Origin of the sequence: Rhizobium sp. S96, from assembly GCF_030382195.1 — a bacterium.
Lineage (GTDB): Bacteria > Pseudomonadota > Alphaproteobacteria > Rhizobiales > Rhizobiaceae > Rhizobium.
The window spans coordinates 12,842-32,106 of sequence record NZ_JAUDRY010000012.1; the positions used below are offsets into that span (position 1 = coordinate 12,842).

The 19,265-nt window shown below is 61.1% G+C and carries 19 protein-coding genes; 14 read left to right on the plus strand and 5 right to left on the minus strand.

Features of this window, described 5'->3' with window-relative positions; all coding sequences use genetic code 11:
* Positions 1-3: 3 nt before the first annotated feature.
* Genes xdhB through QTL94_RS14880 form a run of 3 tightly spaced genes read right to left on the minus strand, consistent with a single transcriptional unit; the run spans position 4 to position 4,620 of the window.
* A complete protein-coding gene (gene xdhB, locus QTL94_RS14870) occupies positions 4-2,343 on the minus strand; it encodes a xanthine dehydrogenase molybdopterin binding subunit (protein ID WP_289802400.1) in 2,340 nt (779 codons plus the stop codon).
* Positions 2,343-3,809: a xanthine dehydrogenase small subunit gene (xdhA, locus tag QTL94_RS14875; protein ID WP_289802401.1), complete on the minus strand. Its 1,467-nt coding sequence runs from the start codon at positions 3,807-3,809 to the stop codon at positions 2,343-2,345. The genes xdhB and xdhA overlap by 1 nt, the downstream gene beginning before the upstream one ends.
* 34 nt (positions 3,810-3,843) lie before the next feature.
* Entirely contained in the window at positions 3,844-4,620 is a 777-nt protein-coding gene (locus QTL94_RS14880; protein WP_289802402.1) for a 3-hydroxybutyrate dehydrogenase, read from the minus strand.
* Positions 4,621-4,804: 184 nt separating this feature from the next.
* On the opposite strand from QTL94_RS14880, the gene glpK reads away from it, so the two are divergent.
* The 11 genes from glpK to map all read left to right on the plus strand — a co-directional run bounded on the left by glpK (position 4,805) and on the right by map (position 14,064).
* Entirely contained in the window at positions 4,805-6,298 is a 1,494-nt protein-coding gene (glpK, locus tag QTL94_RS14885) for a glycerol kinase GlpK (RefSeq protein ID WP_289802403.1), read from the plus strand.
* A 141-nt stretch (positions 6,299-6,439) separates the two neighbouring features.
* Positions 6,440-6,922 carry a transcription elongation factor GreA gene (greA, locus tag QTL94_RS14890; protein ID WP_289802404.1) on the plus strand — a complete coding sequence of 161 codons (483 nt, stop codon included), beginning with the start codon at positions 6,440-6,442 and terminating at the stop codon, positions 6,920-6,922.
* Between the two features lie 68 nt (positions 6,923-6,990).
* Entirely contained in the window at positions 6,991-7,980 is a 990-nt protein-coding gene (locus tag QTL94_RS14895; RefSeq protein WP_289802405.1) for a potassium channel beta subunit family protein, read from the plus strand.
* A 384-nt stretch (positions 7,981-8,364) separates the two neighbouring features.
* The gene (locus tag QTL94_RS14900; RefSeq protein WP_289802406.1) at positions 8,365-8,850 is read left to right on the plus strand and encodes a VOC family protein; all 486 of its coding nucleotides are present in this window, start codon (positions 8,365-8,367) and stop codon (positions 8,848-8,850) included.
* Positions 8,847-9,068, plus strand: a complete 222-nt coding sequence (locus QTL94_RS14905; protein WP_289802407.1) for a DUF4287 domain-containing protein — start codon at positions 8,847-8,849, stop codon at positions 9,066-9,068. The genes QTL94_RS14900 and QTL94_RS14905 overlap by 4 nt, the downstream gene beginning before the upstream one ends.
* Before the next feature lie 274 nt (positions 9,069-9,342).
* Positions 9,343-9,717 (plus strand): YciI family protein, encoded by a 375-nt coding sequence (locus tag QTL94_RS14910; protein WP_289802408.1) that lies wholly within the window; start codon positions 9,343-9,345, stop codon positions 9,715-9,717.
* Positions 9,714-10,973 carry an RNA polymerase sigma factor gene (locus QTL94_RS14915; RefSeq protein WP_289802409.1) on the plus strand — a complete coding sequence of 420 codons (1,260 nt, stop codon included), beginning with the start codon at positions 9,714-9,716 and terminating at the stop codon, positions 10,971-10,973. Before QTL94_RS14910 ends, QTL94_RS14915 begins: the two co-directional genes overlap by 4 nt.
* A gap of 101 nt (positions 10,974-11,074) precedes the next feature.
* The gene (locus tag QTL94_RS14920) at positions 11,075-11,542 is read left to right on the plus strand and encodes an SRPBCC family protein (RefSeq protein WP_289802410.1); all 468 of its coding nucleotides are present in this window, start codon (positions 11,075-11,077) and stop codon (positions 11,540-11,542) included.
* Between the two features lie 30 nt (positions 11,543-11,572).
* Positions 11,573-11,989, plus strand: a complete 417-nt coding sequence (locus tag QTL94_RS14925; protein WP_289802411.1) for a DoxX family protein — start codon at positions 11,573-11,575, stop codon at positions 11,987-11,989.
* A 153-nt stretch (positions 11,990-12,142) separates the two neighbouring features.
* Positions 12,143-13,204: an LLM class flavin-dependent oxidoreductase gene (locus QTL94_RS14930; RefSeq protein ID WP_065690952.1), complete on the plus strand. Its 1,062-nt coding sequence runs from the start codon at positions 12,143-12,145 to the stop codon at positions 13,202-13,204.
* Between the two features lie 101 nt (positions 13,205-13,305).
* Positions 13,306-14,064, plus strand: a complete 759-nt coding sequence (map, locus tag QTL94_RS14935) for a type I methionyl aminopeptidase (protein WP_065690953.1) — start codon at positions 13,306-13,308, stop codon at positions 14,062-14,064.
* Between the two features lie 49 nt (positions 14,065-14,113).
* Here the strand turns inward: map and QTL94_RS14940 are convergent, their stop codons facing one another.
* Entirely contained in the window at positions 14,114-14,683 is a 570-nt protein-coding gene (locus tag QTL94_RS14940; RefSeq protein ID WP_065690885.1) for a PadR family transcriptional regulator, read from the minus strand.
* A 150-nt stretch (positions 14,684-14,833) separates the two neighbouring features.
* Between QTL94_RS14940 and QTL94_RS14945 the strand changes: the two genes are divergently transcribed.
* Both QTL94_RS14945 and bacA read left to right on the plus strand, forming a co-directional pair.
* Positions 14,834-16,018: a YbfB/YjiJ family MFS transporter gene (locus QTL94_RS14945; RefSeq protein ID WP_289802412.1), complete on the plus strand. Its 1,185-nt coding sequence runs from the start codon at positions 14,834-14,836 to the stop codon at positions 16,016-16,018.
* Positions 16,019-16,140: 122 nt separating this feature from the next.
* Positions 16,141-17,406, plus strand: coding sequence for a bacteroid development protein BacA (bacA, locus tag QTL94_RS14950; protein ID WP_289802413.1), 1,266 nt, complete (start codon positions 16,141-16,143; stop codon positions 17,404-17,406).
* Between the two features lie 95 nt (positions 17,407-17,501).
* Here bacA and QTL94_RS14955 read toward each other — a convergent pair whose 3' ends face one another.
* Entirely contained in the window at positions 17,502-18,497 is a 996-nt protein-coding gene (locus QTL94_RS14955) for a polysaccharide deacetylase family protein (RefSeq protein ID WP_289802414.1), read from the minus strand.
* 117 nt (positions 18,498-18,614) lie between these two features.
* Between QTL94_RS14955 and QTL94_RS14960 the strand changes: the two genes are divergently transcribed.
* Entirely contained in the window at positions 18,615-19,199 is a 585-nt protein-coding gene (locus tag QTL94_RS14960; protein WP_289802415.1) for an NnrU family protein, read from the plus strand.
* The last annotated feature ends 66 nt before the right edge of the window (positions 19,200-19,265 follow it).

The following is a 19,265-nucleotide window of genomic DNA, read 5'->3' on the forward strand; positions in this document are numbered from 1 at the left end:
CAGTTACACCTTCTTCATTCGCTCGACGGCCATTAGCACCCGTTCGGGCGTTGCCGGCGCATCGAGCTTTGGGCACACCTTGTAATCCGCGACGCTGGCGATAGCCATCGACAGAGCTTCCAGCACGGAGATAGCAAGCATGAAGGGCGGCTCGCCTACGGCCTTGGAGCGACCGATGGTGTGCTCGGCGTTCTCCGACCATTCCGCGAGGCGGACGTTGAAAATCTTCGGCCGGTCGGAGGCGAGGGGAATCTTGTAGGTCGAGGGTGCGTGCGTGCGCAGGCGGCCCTTGGCATCCCACCAGAGTTCTTCTGTGGTCAGCCAGCCCATGCCCTGGACGAAGGCGCCTTCGACCTGGCCGATATCGATGGCCGGGTTCAACGAGCGGCCGACATCGTGCAGGATATCGGTGCGGTCGATCAGGTATTCGCCGGTGAGTGTGTCGATAGAGACTTCGGTGCAGGATGCGCCGTAGGAATAGTAGTAGAACGGTGTGCCCTTGCCGGCGGCGCGGTCCCAGTGGATCTTCGGCGTCTTGTAGAAGCCGGCAGCCGAGAGCTGCACGCGGGCGAAGTAAGCCTGCTTGATGAAGTCGGGGAAGGGTATTTCCTTGTCGCCGACGCGCACGCGGTTCGGAAGGAAGACCACCTCCGATTCCGGCACTCCCCACATATCCGCAGCAAAGCCGACCAGCCGCTCCTTGATCTGCCGGGCGGCATCATAGGCAGCCATGCCATTGAGGTCCGAGCCGGAGGACGCGGCCGTTGCCGATGTGTTCGGCACCTTGCCTGTCGTCGTCGCGGTGATCTTCACATGCTCGATATCGATCTGGAAGCTGTCGGCGAGGACCTGTGCGACCTTGGTGTAAAGACCCTGGCCCATTTCGGTGCCGCCGTGGTTCAGGTGGACCGATCCGTCCTGATAGACGTGGACGAGGGCGCCGGCCTGGTTGAAGGCGGTCATGGTGAAGGAGATGCCGAATTTCACCGGCGTCAGCGCGATCCCCTTGCGGATGTAGCGGCTGTCGCGGTTGAACTCGATGATCGCCTTGCGGCGAGCCTGATAATCGGCGCTTTCTTCCAGTTCGCCGACGATCCGCTCCAGAATGCTGTCCTCGACCTCCTGGTGGTAGGGTGTCAGGGTGCGCCCTGAGCCGGGCTGGCCGTAGAAGTTGAGCTTGCGGACCTCCAGGGGGTCCTTGCCGACGGCATAGGCGATCTCCTCGATGAAGCGCTCGCCGCCCAGCATTCCCTGCGGGCCGCCGAAACCACGGAAGGCGGTGTTCGAGACCGTATGGGTCTTGAGCGGCTTCGAGGTCAGGTGAACATGCGGGTAGAAATAGCTGGAATCCGCATGGAAGAGCGCGCGGTCGGTCACCGGACCGGAAAGGTCGGACGAGAAGCCGCAGCGTGCGGCATAGGTCGCGTCCACCGCGTGGATACGGCCTTCGTCGTTGAAGCCGAGTTCGTAATCGACCAGGAAGTCATGGCGCTTGCCGGTCGCCGCCATGTCTTCGTCACGGTCGGGGCGGAACTTGATGGCGCGTTTGAGCTTCTTGGCGGCAATGGCAGCCAGGGCGGCAAACTGGTTGCCCTGGGTCTCCTTACCGCCGAAGCCGCCGCCCATGCGACGCACGTTCACGGTGACGGCATTCGAGGGGATGTTGAGGACGTGGCCGACGATATGCTGGATTTCGCTCGGATGCTGTGTCGACGACCAGACGGCAACTTCGTCGTCTTCGCCGGGGATCGCCATGGCGATGTGGCTTTCGAGATAAAAGTGCTCCTGGCCGCCAATCCGCATCTGCCCCGTGAGGCGGCGCGGTGCCTTCTCCATCTCGGCCTTGGCTTCGCCCCGCTTCAGCGTCATCGGCGTGATCACCAGCGGGCTGCCGTTTTCCAGTGCGCCGTCGATGTCGCTCCAGTGTGGAAGGTCGCGATATTCGATCTTGGCCTTGCGGGCAGCGCGACGAGCGATGTCGCGGGTCTCGGCAATGACCGCGAAGATCGGCTGGTTGTGGAATTCAACCTTGGTCTCGGCAAGCAGCGGCTCGTCGTGGCTGCCGTTGGAGCTGACATCGTTGACGCCAGGGACGTCCTTGCCGGTGAACACCCACACGACGCCCGGCGTCGCCGCAACCTCCGAGAGGTCCATGCTGAGAATTTCGGCGTGCGCGCGGTCGGATAGTCCAAGCGCGCCGTGCAGCAGGCCCGCGGGTTCCGGCAGGTCGTCGATGTAGTCGGCGGCTCCGGTCACATGCTTGTGCGCGGAATCGTGGCGCAGCGAACCGTGCATGGCGCCGTTGATGATGAACTTGGGTTCGGGGAAGGCAGATTTATCCATTATGCCACCTCCTCGAAGCGGCGCAGTTCCGCGGGCGTGCCCGAGGTTTCAAGATAGAAGCGCGTGAGCAGGTTCTTGGCGGTCAGCTGCCGGTATTCGGCCGTTGCGCGCCAGTCGCTGAGCGGTTGGAAATCAGCATCGAAGGCCGCCCGGGCGGCTTCGATGGTTTCCTCGTTCCAAGGCTTGCCCATCAGCTCGCTCTCGACGGCCCGGGCGCGCTTGGGCGTGCCGGCCATGCCACCGAAGGCAATGCGGATGTCGTTGACGTCACCTTCGGCGTCCAGCGTCAGATAGAAGGCGCCAAGAACGGCGGTGATGTCTTCGTCGCGGCGCTTGGTGATCTTGTACACGGAGAATTTCGTGTCCTCGGCCGGGTAGGGCACGAAGATGCTTTCCACGAACTCGCCGGCGCGGCGGTCCTGCTTGCCGTAGTCGATGAAGAAATCCTCGAGCCGCAGCATACGCGTGCCGTGGGTTGAGCGCAGCTTGACGGTGGCGCCGAGCGCGATCAAAGGCGGTGGGCTGTCGCCGATCGGCGAGCCATTAGCGATGTTGCCGCCGATCGTTCCCATGTTGCGAACCTGCTCGCCGCCGATGCGGTCGATAAGGCGACCGAGCGTGGGCACCTTGCGGGCAATGGTTTCGAAGGCGCGGGAGTAGGTAACGCCGGCGCCGATGGTGAAGCCGCCTTCGCCTGCCGTGATCGCCTGCAGTTCGGACAGGTGATTGATGAAGACGACGGGGTTCAATGCCCGCATCTGCTTGGTCACCCACAGCCCGACGTCAGTGGAGCCGGCAACAATGGTTGCGTTCGGTTCATCGGCCAGAATCCGTGCGAGCGCTTCTTCCGACTTCGGAACCAGCAGGCGTTCGTCGCCTGACGTGATCGAGATGGTACCGCTCGGCTGCATGGCCCAAAGCCTTGCGACGATGTCGGATCGGGTTCTCTGCAGCGGATCGAACAATGCGCTCGGGCGAACACGGCTCACCTGTTCTGCCGCCTTCACGATCGGCTCATAACCGGTGCAGCGACAGAGATTGCCCTGGAGCGCCTTTTCGATATCGGCGCGGCTCGGCTTCTCGTTCGACAGCCAGAGGCCGTACAAGGACATGATAAAGCCCGGCGTGCAGAAGCCGCATTGCGAGCCATGACAATCGACCATTGCCTGCTGTACCGGGTGCAGCGTCCCGTCCTTGGCCGCCAGATGCTCGATGGTGACGACGTGGGTAGCATTCAGCGATCCCATGAAGCGAATGCAGGCATTGACGGATTCGTAGTGCAGCTTGCCGTCGATCAGCCGGCCGACGAGAACCGTGCAGGCGCCGCAGTCACCTTCCGCGCATCCTTCCTTCGTGCCCGTCAGCCGCCGCTTCAACCGGAGGAAATCAAGAAGCGTCTCGGTCGGCCGGACATCGTTTAAGGAGACGTCCTCGCCATTCAGGATGAAGCGGATGCAGTCGTTCATGTTGTTCCTTGTTTTTTATCTTTATTTTGAATGGTTATGCCGCCGTCCAGCCACCGTCAATCGAGATATGGGTACCGGTGACCTGACGGGCGTCGTCGCTTGCGAGATAGAGAGCCAGCGCGCCAATCTCTTCCGCCTTGACGAATTCATGCGTCGGCTGAGCCTTGAGGATCACCTCGGTCTTGACCTGTTCCTCGGTCATCCCACGGGCCTTGGCCGTATCGGGTATCTGCTTCTCGACGAGCGGCGTCAGGACATAGCCCGGGCAGATCGCGTTTACGGTCACGCCGAATTCCGCGAGCTCGAGCGCTGCCGTCTTCGTCAGGCCGAGTATACCATGCTTCGCCGCGACATAGGCGGATTTGAACGGCGAGGCCACCAACCCGTGCGCCGAGGCGATGTTGATGATCCGGCCGTGCTTCTTCGCCTTCATCAGCGGTATTGCAGCCCGCATCGTATGAAAGGAGCTGGACAGATTGATGGCAATGATCTGGTCCCACTTTTCGATCGGGAAATCCTCGATCTTTTCGACATGCTGGATGCCGGCGTTGTTGACCAGGACATCGACCGTTCCGAAGCGCGTGGCGGCGGTCTCGATCAGGTCCGCGATCTCCGCCGGCTTGGTCATGTCGGCCGGATGATGGATCACGCCGGCTTTGGACAATGATTCAAGGCGTTCGGTTATCGCCTTGATTTCTTCCGGTTTTCCGAAGCCGTTGATGACGAGGTTATCGCCCTTGCCGGCAAACGTCGTGGCGATTGCCAGGCCGATGCCGCTGGTGGATCCGGTGACGACGACTGTCCTGGCCATGTTCTTCTCCCGGTCTGATCGGTTTTGCGACGCAATAGAATGGGAGGTTATGCGCAAAGCGGCAGCGCTGGCAATTGCGTTCCTGGCAAATCTCTTGTGTCCAAAACGACACCGGGCGCTTTCCTCGCCCGTTCGGCTGTCCTATTGATTCGACGCGATAATCATGACGCGGGGGAGGACTGGCATGAGCGGATATGTTCTGGCGATCGATCAGGGGACGACATCGACGCGGGCGATCGTGTTCGATGGCGACATGCAGATCGCCGGTGCGGGGCAGAAGGAGTTTACCCAGCTCTATCCGCGTTCCGGCTGGGTCGAGCACGATCCGGAGGAAATCTGGGATTCCGTCGTCTCCACGATCAAGATGGCGATCCGCGAAGCGAAGATCGAAGCCAAGGACATTGCCGCGCTCGGTATCACCAACCAGCGGGAGACTGTCGTTGTCTGGGAGCGCGAGAGCGGCCGGCCGATCCACAACGCGATCGTCTGGCAGGATCGCCGCACGGCCAGCTACTGCGACAAGCTGAAGAAGCAGGACCTCGAAAAGACCTTCACCAAGAAGACGGGCCTGCTCCTCGATCCCTATTTTTCCGGCACCAAGCTTTCCTGGATGCTTGCCAATGTGAAGGGTGCCAGAGCCCGCGCCGCCAAGGGCGAGCTTTGCTTCGGCACGGTCGATACCTTCCTGATCTGGCGCCTGACCGGTGGCAAGTGCTTTGCAACGGATGCGACCAACGCATCGCGAACGCTGATGTACAACATTGCCGAAAATGCCTGGGACAAGGACCTGCTCGACATCCTGCGCGTTCCCGCGGCGATGCTGCCTGACGTGAAAGACTGTGCCGACGACTTTGGCGTGACCGAGCACGATATCCTCGGGGCCTCGATCCCGATCCTCGGCGTAGCGGGCGATCAGCATGCGGCGACGATCGGACAGGCCTGCTTCGAGCCGGGCATGATGAAATCGACCTATGGCACAGGCTGCTTCGCGCTGCTCAACACCGGGAGCGACATCGTGCGCTCGAAGAACAGGCTGCTGACGACGATTGCCTACAGGTTGAACGGCGAGACGACCTATGCGCTGGAAGGCTCGATCTTCATCGCGGGCGCTGCCGTGCAATGGCTGCGCGACGGTCTGGGCATTATCGATAGCGCATCGCGCACCGGCGAGCTTGCCGATGCGGCAGATCCGACCCAAGAGCTCTACCTAGTGCCGGCCTTCACCGGTCTCGGCGCGCCGCATTGGGACGCCAACGCACGGGGTGCGATCTTCGGCCTGACGCGCAACAGCGGTCCAAAGGAATTTGCCCGCGCTGCGCTCGAGGCGGTCTGCTACCAGTCGCGCGATCTGCTCGATGCGATGCACAAGGACTGGAAAGGCGGCGTGGAAAGCACCGTGCTGCGCGTCGATGGCGGCATGGTGGCGTCCGATTGGACGATGCAGCGGCTCGCCGACATTCTCGACGCACCTGTCGATCGGCCGGTGATCCTCGAGACCACGGCACTGGGCGCGGCCTGGCTCGCCGGGAGCAGGGCCGGGGTCTGGCCTGATCGTGCGGGCTTTGCCAAAAGCTGGAAGCGCAATCGTCGCTTCGAACCCGACATGGACGAGAAGACGCGTGCGGCGAAGCTCAAGGGCTGGCGCAGCGCCGTGAGGCGGACGCTTTCGGAGAGCTGACCATCGTTTTCGTGTATAGTGGACGGCTACGATGATCTGACGGGCGGGATGGCCGCTCGTCGGTTGCCGGTATATGCACGTTCGACGAGACGATTGCCTCATGCACCGCCCGAGCGCGGTAGCAAAGACGGAGTTTAGAGATTGGCCGTTGCCTTCACCAAGGAAGAGAGCTTCGAAACAGCTTCGGAAACGCTGCTGCCCGACCGGGTGATTTCGCCCCATCCGAACCTTGTCACGGAAGCGGGATTGAAGGCCCTCGAACTGCAGCTTCAGCAAGCGCGCGAGGCCTACGAGGCCGCGAGCACAATCGAAGATGTGAACGAACGGCGGCGCCAGGCCGCAGCGCCCCTGCGTGACGCCCGCTATCTTGTGGCCCGGGTGCGCACGGCCCAACTCGTCCCTGATCCTGTCTCCACGGACACCGTGGCGTTCGGCAGCACGGTGACCTTCAGCCGCGACGACGGCCGTGTGCAGACCTACCGCATCGTCGGCGAGGACGAAGCCGATCCCAAGGCCGGCTCGATCTCCTTCGTCTCGCCGGTTGCTCGGCTCCTTATAGGCAAGGCCGTCGGCGATGCCGTCGAAGTCGGTGGCCACGAACTCGAGATCACCGCGATCTCTTAGCTCGGGCGTTTGCCGCAGAACGGATCTTCCGCTAGTACACTCACCGTCGTCAGTGGAGAGGAAACGTCATGGAATATCGCCGTCTTGGAAAGTCTGGCCTGCAGGTCAGTGAATTTTCGTTCGGATCGTGGGTTACGTTCGGCAAGCAAGTCGACGGCGGCGATGCCGTAAGCTTGATGGCACATGCCTACGATAACGGCGTCAATTTCTTTGATAACGCCGAGGGTTACGAGAGCGGGAAATCGGAAGTGGTCATGGGCGAGGCGCTCAAGACCCTGGGCTGGACCCGCGACAGCTATATCGTTTCGAGCAAGGTTTTCTGGGGAGGCAGCAAGCCGACGCAGCGAGGCCTGTCGCGGAAGCATGTGACAGATGCCGCGCACGCCGCGCTTAAGCGCCTGCAGGTGGACTATCTCGATCTCTATTTCTGCCATCGCCCTGATATCGATACGCCAATCGAAGAGACCGTACGCGCGATGCACGATCTCATCACTCAGGGCAAGGTTCTCTACTGGGGCACCTCCGAATGGTCGGCGCAGCAACTGACGGAAGCCTTCGCGGTGGCCCGTGACCTGCGCATAACGCCGCCGACGATGGAGCAGCCTCAGTATAATATCTTCGAGCGTCAGAAGGTGGAGAGCGATTACCTGCCGCTTTACGAACTGATGGGGCTCGGCACGACAATCTGGTCGCCGCTGGCGTCAGGCATCCTGACCGGCAAGTACAACAAGGGTACCCCGAACGATAGCCGCCTGAACCTGCCCGGATATGAATGGCTCAAGGAGAAATGGTCGAGCGAAGCCGGACGCGCGCAGCTATCCCAGGTAGAGGAATTGACACGCCTCGCCGACGAGATCGGAATATCCATGACCCATCTCGCCCTGCTTTGGTGCCTTTCGAACCGCCACGTCTCGACCGTCATTCTCGGTGCATCGCGGCTTAGCCAATTGAAGGACAACCTGGCGGCCCTGGAGAACAAGAACAAGGTAAATTCAGAGGTTCTGGCGCGCATCGACGCCATCGTCGGCAACAAGCCGGCCGCGCCACAACGCTTCTGAGATCTTGCTTCCAAACCAAATTAGAAAGGGGTCCGCAACAAACTGCTGCGGACCCCTTTTTATGCAAGTCACTGCACTGCCATGCTTTACATGCGTGCTGCACATATGCCCTTGCAGCGTCGCTAATATGCGCCTGGTTGGTTAACCGTTGTTTAAACAGAATTGGTGGGCTGCATCCGGGGCTTGAGTAACGCATGCCGGGTCGTAGTGGTCAGTTGCTGACGCAGAGCTACCGAGGCCGCCGGTCGGCTCGCGAGGTTTGTCCGCGACAAATAAAAGTGCCGCTATCTCGAACATGATGTCGGATTGGAGGCCGCTGGTGCGTCATTGTATCATCGGGTCGGTTCTCGACCTGACGGAGACAGCAAGCCGGAGGACAGCACGATGCCTAAGAACACAATTTGCCTGTGGTACAACAAGGACGCTGAGGAAGCCGCCCGCTTTTACGCAGCAACTTTTCCTGACAGCAAGATGGGAGCCATCATCCGCGCGCCCGGCAGATACCCCGACGGAGAAGAGGGAGACGTTCTGGTCGTCGAGTTCACGGTGTTGGGTGTCGCCTGCGTCGGATTGAACGGCGGCCCCACATTCAAGCATAGCGAGGCGTTCTCATTCCAGGTCAGCACCGAGGATCAGGAAGAAACGGATCGCTATTGGGACGCGATTGTCGGCAACGGCGGCCAGGAAAGCGAATGTGGTTGGTGCAAGGACAAGTGGGGAATTTCCTGGCAGATCACACCTCGCACTCTCATGGACGCCCTTGCAGCGGGCGGTAACCAAGCGAGCCGCGCATTCGAAGCGATGATGACGATGAGGAAAATCGACGTTGCTGTCATTGACGCGGCACGAAGAGGGGATGACCCTCGATGAGCACCGAGAAGGTCAAAGGACCTGCTTCCTATTTTCCATCGATCGAAAAGACATACGGCCGCCCGATCGATGACTGGCAGCAGATCGTGCGACGTCACTATCCTGCCAAGCACATGGAACTGGTCGAGATGCTGAAGCGCGATCACGGAATGGGTCACGGCCATGCAAACGCGCTCGTTGCGCACACCCTCTCGAGCGACAAGCAGACAGCCAAGTAGTGGAGCAAGGTCCATAGTTCACCACGTCGTTCCCATGCTGTCGTGGTGAAGCGCGGCAGGCATTGCTGACCAGATCATGCACGCCATCGGCTATAGGATCTGATCGTCAATTGTGACCGCCGCTGCCGGCGGGGGCATGGGCATGAGTTGAGCTCGGCCTCAGGTGGCTCCCAGGTGACGGCGACCAGGCGCACTCCCGCACTCGGCTGAAATTTTTGCTGCGTCCTGTCGGGCATCGCGTTACTCCTGCGTCATTGAGGAAGAGGAGTACGAGATGCTTTATGCAATTCTTTGTTATGCCAATGAAGAGACGGTTTTCTCCTGGACCAAGGAGGAAGAGGACGCCGTGATGGCGAAGCTCTACGCGGTTCAGGAACCGATCGCCAAGGCCGGCAAGCTTGGACCGGTCGGGCGACTGATGCCGACGACGGCGGCGACGACCGTGCGCAAGGGCAAGGAAGAGCCTCTGGTGCTCGACGGTCCCTTCGCCGAAACGAAGGAAGCGCTTCTCGGTTTCTATGTGGTTGACTTCGACACGCTGGAGGAGGCCGTGGCCTTTTCCAAGGAGTTGTCGTCCGTCAACCCGGGTTCCACCTCTTACGAAATTCGGCCGTTCTACGTGTTCCGGCCGGGAGAAACTTCGACATGACAGACATTGCCTGGATCGACGTGACGCTTGCTTCGGCCCGACCGAAGGCGCTTGGCGCGCTGCTCAGATACTTCCGCGATCTCGATATCGCGGAAGAGGCCTTCCAGGAGGCTTGCCTGCGCGCCATCCGCACCTGGCCGGACAAGGGGCCGCCGCGCGATCCCACGGCATGGCTGATCTTCGTTGGCCGCAACAGCGGCATCGATGCGGTGCGCAAGCGCTCGAAGACACAGGCGCTTCCTGACGAGGAGCTGATTTCCGACACCGGGGACGCCGAAAGCGATATCGCCGAGCGGCTGGACGATTCCAACTATCGCGACGATATCCTGCGGCTGCTGTTCATCTGCTGCCATCCCGACCTGCCGGCGACGCAACAGATTGCTCTGGCGCTGCGCATCGTCTCCGGGCTTTCCGTACAGCAGATCGCGCGGGCCTTTCTCGTCGGCGAAAGCGCCATGGAACAGCGTATCACGCGAGCCAAGGCGCGCGTTGCCAAGGCCGGTGTGCCGTTCGAGACGCCGGATGCGGCGGAGCGGGCGGAGCGGCTGCAGATCGTCAGCACCATGGTCTATCTCGTCTTCAACGAAGGCTACAGCCAGGCAGATCCGAAGCGCGAGGCCTGTGCCTTCAGCGACGAGGCGATCCGTCTTGGCCGACTGCTTCTGCGGATCTTTCCTGCTGAACCCGAGATCATGGGCTTGCTGGCGCTCATGCTGCTGCAGATCTCGCGGCGCGAGGCGCGTTTCAGCGCGGACAACGACATTGTCCTCCTGGAAGACCAGGATCGGTCGCGCTGGAATCGCGAGCTGATCAACGAGGCGCTGGCGCTGCTCGACAAGGCGATCCGCCACCGGCAGCCTGGTCCCTACCAGTTTCAGGCAGCGATCGCAGCGCTGCATTCGCGGGCCAAGCGGGCCGAGGATACGGACTGGGAAGAAATCGAGCTACTCTATCGCGCGTTGGAGCGGATGCAGCCGTCACCTGTCGTGACGCTCAACCGGGCCGTGGCCGTATCGAAGCTGCGGGGGCCGGAAGAAGCGCTGATGCTTGTCGAGACGCTGCAAGAGAAGCTTGACGGCTATTTCTATTACCACGGCCTGCGCGGTGGCCTCCTGAAGCAGATCGGCCGGGTCCGCGAGGCAAGGGAAGCCTTCGATCGTGCCATTGCGCTGGCGCATTCGGCACCGGAAGCGGCTCACATCCGCATGCAGATCGATAGTCTGCAGCATATGCCGGCGCTTCCCCTCGCAAAATAAATCTTGCAGGAAATCTTGCTGCCTGTCGGGACGGCGACAGATCCAACGTCCTTGTAACAACCTGATGCAAAACGGGTTTCGCTCAAACGGAGAATTTGGAAATGACCGCTACTGCCGAACACGAATTGGTTCTCGTCCGCGAATTTGATGCGCCGCGCGAAAAGATCTTCAAAGCCTGGACGGATCCGGAACTGATGAAGGAGTGGTTTGTGCCACGGCCCTGGAGCATTGCCCGGGCCGAAATCGACCTGCGTCCTGGTGGCGCCAATCTCATCGTCATGCGCAGCCCGGAGGGACAGGAGTTTCCCAACCGCGGCGTCTATCTTGAGGTCGTCGAGAACGAGAAGCTGGTCTTCACCGACGCCTATACCACCGCCTGGGTGCCGTCGGAAAAGCCGTTCATGACGGCGACCGTGCTGCTCGAAGACCTCGGCAACGGCCGTACCAAATACACGGCGACGGCTGCGCACTGGACCGCCGAGGACAAGAAGACCCACGAGGAGATGGGCTTCCATGAGGGCTGGGGCAAATGCGCCGACCAGCTTGCCGAGTTGCTGGCCCGGATGTGAATTCAGGAATCCGAACAAGGGGATATAGCCATGTCCGCAGTTATTGAATCACATGCCGTGCAGCCGCGTTGGCAGACCGTGACGGGGAGCGTGATGAGCGGGCTCATCGTTGCTTTCCTCCTCTTCGACGGCGCGATCAAGCTGGTGCCGATCGCGCCGGTGACGGACACGCTGACGGCACTCGGCTATTCCGCCGACCCGGCGCTTGCGCGTAGCCTCGGCATCATCACGCTCGCCTGCGCGCTGCTCTATGCGTTGCCGCGCACATCGGTGCTCGGCGCCATTCTCCTCACCGGTCTTCTCGGCGGGGCAATCGCGACGCATCTGCGCGTCGGCAGCCCGGTGTTTTCGCATCTGCTGTTCGGCGTCTATCTCGGCCTCATTGCCTGGGGCGGGCTTTATCTCCGATACGAAGCCGTTCGGAAGATGATTCCGTTCCGGCTCTGAAGTCCTTGAATTTGGAGTCGAATTCTGGTCGCGGCGCAGGTGTTGGACCTGCGCCGCCCATCAATATTCTCGAACAATTCGTTCTAGAATTTGTAATTGCACCTCGACTGCCCCATCCTTATCTCCAGACATGAATTCAACGGGATGCATGCCATGGAACTAGGCCTCTATACCTTTGCCGACGTGAACCCCAATCCAAGCCGGAGCAAGGGGGCGGAGGGGGCCGAACGACTGAAGCACCTGATCGAGGAGATCGAACTCGCCGATCAGGTCGGGCTCGATGTGTTCGGCCTGGGCGAGCATCACCGGCCGGATTATGCCGCTTCGGCGCCCGCGGTCGCACTGGCGGCTGCTGCCGTGAAGACGAAAAATATTCGGCTGACGAGCGCGGTGACGGTGCTCAGTTCCGATGACCCGGTGCGGGTTTTCCAGCAATATTCGACGCTCGACCTGCTTTCGAACGGTCGCGCGGAGCTCATGGCCGGGCGAGGCTCGTTCATCGAGTCCTTCCCGCTGTTCGGCTACAATCTTGAAGATTACGACCAGCTGTTCGAGGAGAAGCTCGATCTGCTGATGGCGCTGCGCGACAACGAGGTGGTCACGTGGTCCGGCGAGATGCGTGCGGCGATCAATGGGCGGGGTGTTTATCCGCGACCCCTGCAGGATCCGCTGCCGATATGGGTGGCGGTCGGCGGTACGCCGCAGTCGCTGGCGCGGGCAGGGGCGCTCGGGTTGCCGGTGGCGCTGGCGATTATCGGTGGTGAGCCGCGGCGGTTTGCGCCCTTGTTCGATCTTTATCGTGAGGCCGCCCGACGGGCGGAACAGGACGTTTCGAAGCTCAAGACCAGTATCAACGTCCACGGCTTCATCGCCGATACGACGGACGCGGCGGCCGATCAATTCTATGGTCCACAGGCCGAGGTGATGAACCGCATTGGCCGCGAACGCGGTTGGGGACCCACCAATCGCGTGCATTTCGACCTGTCGCGCGGTCCGAAGGGGGCGTTGTTTGTCGGCGATCCCGAACTGGTGGCGGAAAAGATCATCGCACATCACAGGCTGTTCAAGAACGACCGGTTCCTGTTGCAGATGGCGATCGGTCTGATGCCGCATGACCAGATCATGCGCGGTATCGAGCTCTATGGCACGAAAGTCGCGCCGATTGTCAGAAAGGCATTGACTGAAAGCGGCGAAGGCGCGAAAGCCACCGCCTAAGCACAAGCATGGCGCAAAAGGATGAGTTGGAATTCCCGCGACGTCATGCTCTCATTCTGACTGAGAGCCGGCCGACCGGCCCGCGGAGGCCGGACAGGTTCATGATTATCGAGAGTGAAGACGAACTCCTCAAGCTGAAGGAAATCGGCCGCATTTGTGCCAATACCTTGAAGGGGATGGCTGCTGCGCTCGAACCTGGTATCACCACGCTGGAGCTCGATCAGATCGGCCGCAAGATGCTTGAGGATGCCGGCGCACGCTCGGCGCCCGAGTTCTGCTACCAGTTTCCCGGCGCAACCTGCATCAGCGTCAACGAGGAAATCGCCCATGGTATTCCGGGCGCCCGCGTCATCCGGCCGGGTGACCTCGTCAATATCGACGTTTCGGCTGAAAAGGACGGGTTCTTTTCCGATACGGGGGCTTCCTTCAGTGTGCCGCCATCCAAGTCAAAGATCGATAAGCTCTGCCGGGATGGCAAGCGCGCGCTTTGGGTTGGTCTCAACCAGGTGAAGGCGGGTGAGCCGCTGGCCAAGATCGGCCAGGCCGTCGGCGCCTTTGCCGCCAAGAACCGCTACACGCTTGTCACAAACCTTGCGAGCCACGGTGTCGGGCGCTCGCTGCATGAGGAGCCCGGCGAGCTGTCGACCTGGCCGGATCCGTCTGAAAAGCGAATCATGAGCGATGGCCTTGTCTTTACTGTCGAGCCGTTCCTGTCGCTTGGTGCAACATGGGCCGAAGGCGGGGACGATGCCTGGACGCTCTATGGCGATCCGCAGGCGCCGACTGTACAATACGAGCATACCGTTGTCGCGACGCGCAACGGACCGCTGATCCTGACGCTGGCCGACGGCGAAGCGTAACGCCACGCCGTCAGGCTTTTATCTCCCCCGTTGCCGGCGGATGCGTATTTCAATCGCGCTGGCCGCCCTGCAGGATTTCCGCGGCTGCCCGCTCGAGAATGCCGGCGATCCGCTTGGCTTCCTCTTTTGACCAGGGGTGGCGCAGTCGCAGCGCCGACTTGAGCAGCATGCGGGCAGCCCCGACCTCGCTCCTGTCGTCGCCGAACCCTTCGTCGTCCTCGCGTTCCGGTCCTCGGCTTTCGGGATCGAATATGCGGCGTACATGCGCCATCTTGGCGCCGATCTTTTCCAGCTTTCCGAGCGTCATTTCGATCATCGAGCTGTTTTCCTCAACCAGTTTCCGGCCGCTTTCGGTGATGCGATAGAGTTTCTTGGCTCCCTCGCTCTCCACGTCGGCAAGGCCTGTTTCTTCCAGATATGTCAGTGCGGGATAGATGACGCCCGGGCTCGGCACATAGAAGCCTCCCGAACGCTCTTCCAAAAGCTTGATCAGCTCGTAGCCGTGGCGTGGCTGCTCGGAGAGCAGGGCCAGGATCACCAGTTGCAAATCGCCGGCCGCAAATTTCCGCCCCATGCGAAAACCGCCGCCACCCATCATTCCACCTCTAAAACCTCTCATAGGTCACTCCTTAGATGTATCTTTCACTATGTCGTAAAACATATATCGTAAGATAATGGCTTTCAAGAGCGCCGCGCACTTTTCTCAAATTGATCGACCCATCAGAAAATCTTGATTGCCGCCGGCATTGTGCAGCGCGATAAGCGAAGCATGTTGGCACGCAATGAGACTCTCCCCGCAAATCTGTTCCGCACGGGCCTCGCAGGCACCATTGCCATGGCCGCGGCCATGGGCTTCGGGCGCTTCTCCTACACGCCGATCCTGCCGGGCATGATGAGCGGCGTGCCACTGTCGGCCGCGGATGCCGGTTTCGTCGCCTCAGCAAACTTCGTTGGCTACCTCGTGGGCGCCGTGCTGGCTGCCTATGGCTGGGCTTCCGGGCGCGAGCGCAAGGTGGCGCTTCTGGCGCTTGCGGCCACCGCCGCGCTGCTTGCGGCGATGGCGCTGACCAGTTCGGTCATGGTTTTTGCGGTCATCCGGTTTTTCGCCGGCGCCGCCAGCGCGTTCGCCATGATCTTCACCTCGTCGATCGTGCTCAGCCATGCCGCGGCCGCCGGAAACGATCATGTCCAGGCCGCCCATTTCGGTGGACCGGGGGCGGGCATTGCGCTGTCGTCGGTCATGGTGATGCTGATCGGTCTTGGCTATGCCGGCAGCCCCGACGCGTGGAGGGCCGACTGGATCGGCGGCGCGATCTATGCCGCCGTCAGTCTCGTGGCCGTGTGGTGGCTTTTGCCCGCAGGGCCTGTTGCTGCGGCCCAAGCGAGCAACGAGCCGGCGATCGTCTGGAGCAAGCCGATGCTCCTCTTGACCGGCTCTTATGGATTATTCGGTTTCGGCTACGTTATCACCGCGACATTCCTCGTGACCATCGCGCGCATGGATGCTGCCGGCCAGATGGTGGAATTCCTCTGCTGGTTCATTGCCGGCGTAACGGCCGCGGTGGCGCTGTTCCTCTGGAAGCCGCTGGTGCGGCCGCTGGGATTGGGATGGGTCTATATCGCGGCACTGCTGGTCGAGGCGCTTGGCGTGCTTGCAACGGTGCTCCTGCCCCGGTCGATTGCCCCTTTGATCGGCGGTGCACTCTTCGGCGCAACGTTCCTTGCGATCACCGCATACGGGCTGCAGATCGGCCGCAGGCTTTCGCCGGCCAGCCCGCGCCGGGCGTTTGCGATGATGACGGCGGCTTTCGGTATCGGCCAGATCGTCGGCCCCATTGTCGGCGGCTGGATGGCCGAGCGGACCGGGAGTTTTACGGCCCCGACCTATGTCGCTGCGGCGGCGCTGGTGGTCTGCGCCGTGCTCGTCCTGCCGGTGGTCAAGAAAGTATCCTAGTCGGTTACAATTGCGTAACAATGGGGTGAGCCCATTGCTGCTTTCGGCGAACTACCTTAGTTTTTGCCGCAATTGGTCTGTTAGAGACTTCGAAGACACCCGTTCAGGAAAGCAACGTCTCCGTGTTCGTATCCTTCTTCCCCAAGCCGAAACTCTTCTTCATCTCAGCTGTCGTCTGGTCATTGCTGGCCGTTCTGCTCTGGTATTTTGGCGGCGCCAGCTTCGGCTCCGTCATCGGCTTGCCGCCGCTCGGCGAAGGGCAGGACGCTCCGATCGGCGTTTCCGTCTTCTGGTCGACGCCGTTCCTGTGGTTCTACATCTACTACGTCGTCGCGGTCGCACTCTTCGCGGCCTTCTGGTTCAGCTACAGCCCGCATCGTTGGCAGATGTGGTCCGTGCTCGGCTCGGCGCTGATCATCTTCAATACGTACTTCTCGGTGCAGGTCAGCGTCGCCATCAATGCCTGGTACGGTCCTTTCTACGACCTTATCCAGCAGGCACTCGCCAAGACTGCGCCGGTCACGGCATCGCAGCTCTATCTCGGCATGCTCGGTTTCGCGGGCATCGCCTTCATCGCCATCACCGTCGGCGTGTTGAACCTGTTCTTCGTCAGCCACTGGATCTTCCGCTGGCGTACCGCGATGAACGAGTACTACATGGCGCATTGGCCGAAGCTCCGTCACATCGAAGGCGCATCGCAGCGTGTTCAGGAAGACACGATGCGTTTTTCCTCCACGGTGGAAAGCCTTGGTGTCAGCCTCGTCAGCTCGGTCATGACGCTGATCGCGTTCCTGCCGGTTCTCTTCAAGATCGGTGCCAACATCACTGAACTGCCGCTGATCGGCGAAGTGCCGCATGCGCTTGTCTGGGCCGCGCTGTTCTGGTCGATCTTCGGTACGGTTTTCCTCGGGCTTGTCGGTATCAAGCTGCCGGGCCTGGAATTCCGCAACCAGCGGGTAGAGGCGTCCTACCGCAAGGAACTCGTTTACGGTGAAGACCATGCCGACCGCGCGACACCGCCGACCGTCGCGGAATTGTTCGCGAATGTCCGCCGCAACTACTTTCGCCTCTATTTCCACTACATGTACTTCAACGTCGCCCGCATCTTCTATCTGCAGGCGGACAACCTGTTCAGCCTGATCGTGCTCGTGCCCTCGATCGTCGCCGGCAAGCTGACGCTTGGCCTGCTGACGCAGATCAACAACGTCTTTGACCAGGTGCGTGGTTCGTTCCAGTATCTCGTCAATTCGTGGACAACGATCGTGGAACTGCTGTCGATCTACAAGCGCCTGCGTACCTTCGAGTCCGCAATCGAAGGCGAGCCGCTGCCTGATATCGACCAGCGCTATCTCGAGCGCGAGGCGGGCATCATCCACGCCGACGGCTAGTCGCCCAAATCAGCCTATGACCAAAGAAAAACGCCGCTCATCTTTCCAGATGGGCGGCGTTTTCATTTGGGTGATGTCCGATGTCAGAAACGGCCTCAGAGGCCGGAGGTCGATGCCGGCTGCAGCTTTCCGCGTGCCTTGATCAGCGGGATGGCTTCGGAATAGCTGACGCAGGAAACGTCCTGGCGGTGGCATACATCGCTCACCAGACGGTCGAGCGCGCGCCAGTAGGCGCCACCGTTCATTTCCACGAAATGGAAGCCGAGCTGGAGCGGGATGCGGTTGCCGGCATACTGCTTGTCGAAGGCCTCCTTGAAGGCGGCGTAGGCGCGGTCTTCGAATTCCTTCGTGTCGGCCTTGTCTTCCTCGCCCTTGGAATGGCGGACGAAGAGGTTGTAATCCATGCCGATGATAGGCTTCTCACGCGGGCCCTCGGGGATCAGCGGCAGGCCGAAGCGGATGATGCCGGCTTCCTCGACGGGCATGGCCGGGCCCTTGGTGACGAGGCTGGCGTCATAGGTGAAGCCCGCCTTCTTTTCCGCCGAGATCATGTCGGCGCCGGCCGTCGCGGAGAGATATGGCGCGCGAAAACCCTGGATGCCGTGGTCGACGAGATCCTGCCAGCCTTTCGGCTCTTCGAGATCGACGCCTTTCCAGGCGTTCTTCAGGGTAGTGTGGAAGGTCGCATATTCCTGCGACCAGTCGGCCTCGCTCCACTGGCGGCCGTCGAAGTGGCCGCATGCGTGGCTCGATATGTCATGGCCCTCGAGGTGGGCGTGCCAGATGTTGCCGAGCCGCTCGCGGATCTCGTCATCGCTCTGGGCAAAGCCGACATTCGACCGTCCCTGCTTCTGATGCGGGGCCTGGTAGACCTTCTTCGCGGCCTGGTTCATCAGGAACGTGCAGGAGAGGAAATAGGTGAAGTGTGCGCCATTTTTGGCGGCCATCTCACGGCTTTTCTGCCAGAGCGCATTATCGTGCGCGCCGTCAAACGAGATCATCACCAGCTGTTTCGGCTGGTCGGCAGCGCCGGCTGCGGCCGGCATGAGCAGGGAAAGGGCGAGGGAGGCTTGGGCAAAGGGACGAAACATGGGCACCGCGACAATTTGTTTGCGGCTTTCCTGTTACAGAATTGCGGCGAAGCTGCGGTGCCGCTGGCGTTTTTTCCCGCCTGCCGTTAAGTCAGGTAACGCACAGGAGGCGCATCCATGACATTGCTGATCGTAGGCATCATACTTTTCCTCGGACTTCATCTGGTGCGGGTCGTCGCCCCTGGTTTTCGTCAATCCATGATCTCGACACTCGGGGCGAACGGCTGGAGGGCCACCTATTCGATCGTCAGCATCCTGGCGCTTGTGCTGCTGATCTATGGCTTTGGCCAGGCGCGGCAGGTCACCGGGATGCTTTACACGCCGCCGGTCTGGATGGCGCATATCACCATTACCTTGATGCTGATTGCAGTCATCTGTCTGGTCGCCTCGCTGCTGCCGGCGGGGCATATCGCGGTCAAGACCAAGCATCCGATGGTGCTGTCGGTGAAGATCTGGGCCTTTGCGCACCTGCTTGCCAACGGCGAGACGTCGTCGGTGCTGCTCTTTGCCGCGTTCCTCGCCTGGGGCGTGATCCTGCGCATCTCGCTGAAACGACGCGAGCGCGCCGGCGAAATCACGCTTCAGCCATTCGTCTCGGCCAAATATGACCTCTATGCCGTGATCATCGGCGTGATCGCCTGGGCGCTCATCACTTTCAAGCTGCATGAACTCCTGATCGGCGTTTCCCCGCTCGTCATGTGACGAATCTTTCACATCCCCCTTACAACCGCCGCAAAATGGGGTAGAAGGCCCCACAATGTGCGTGCA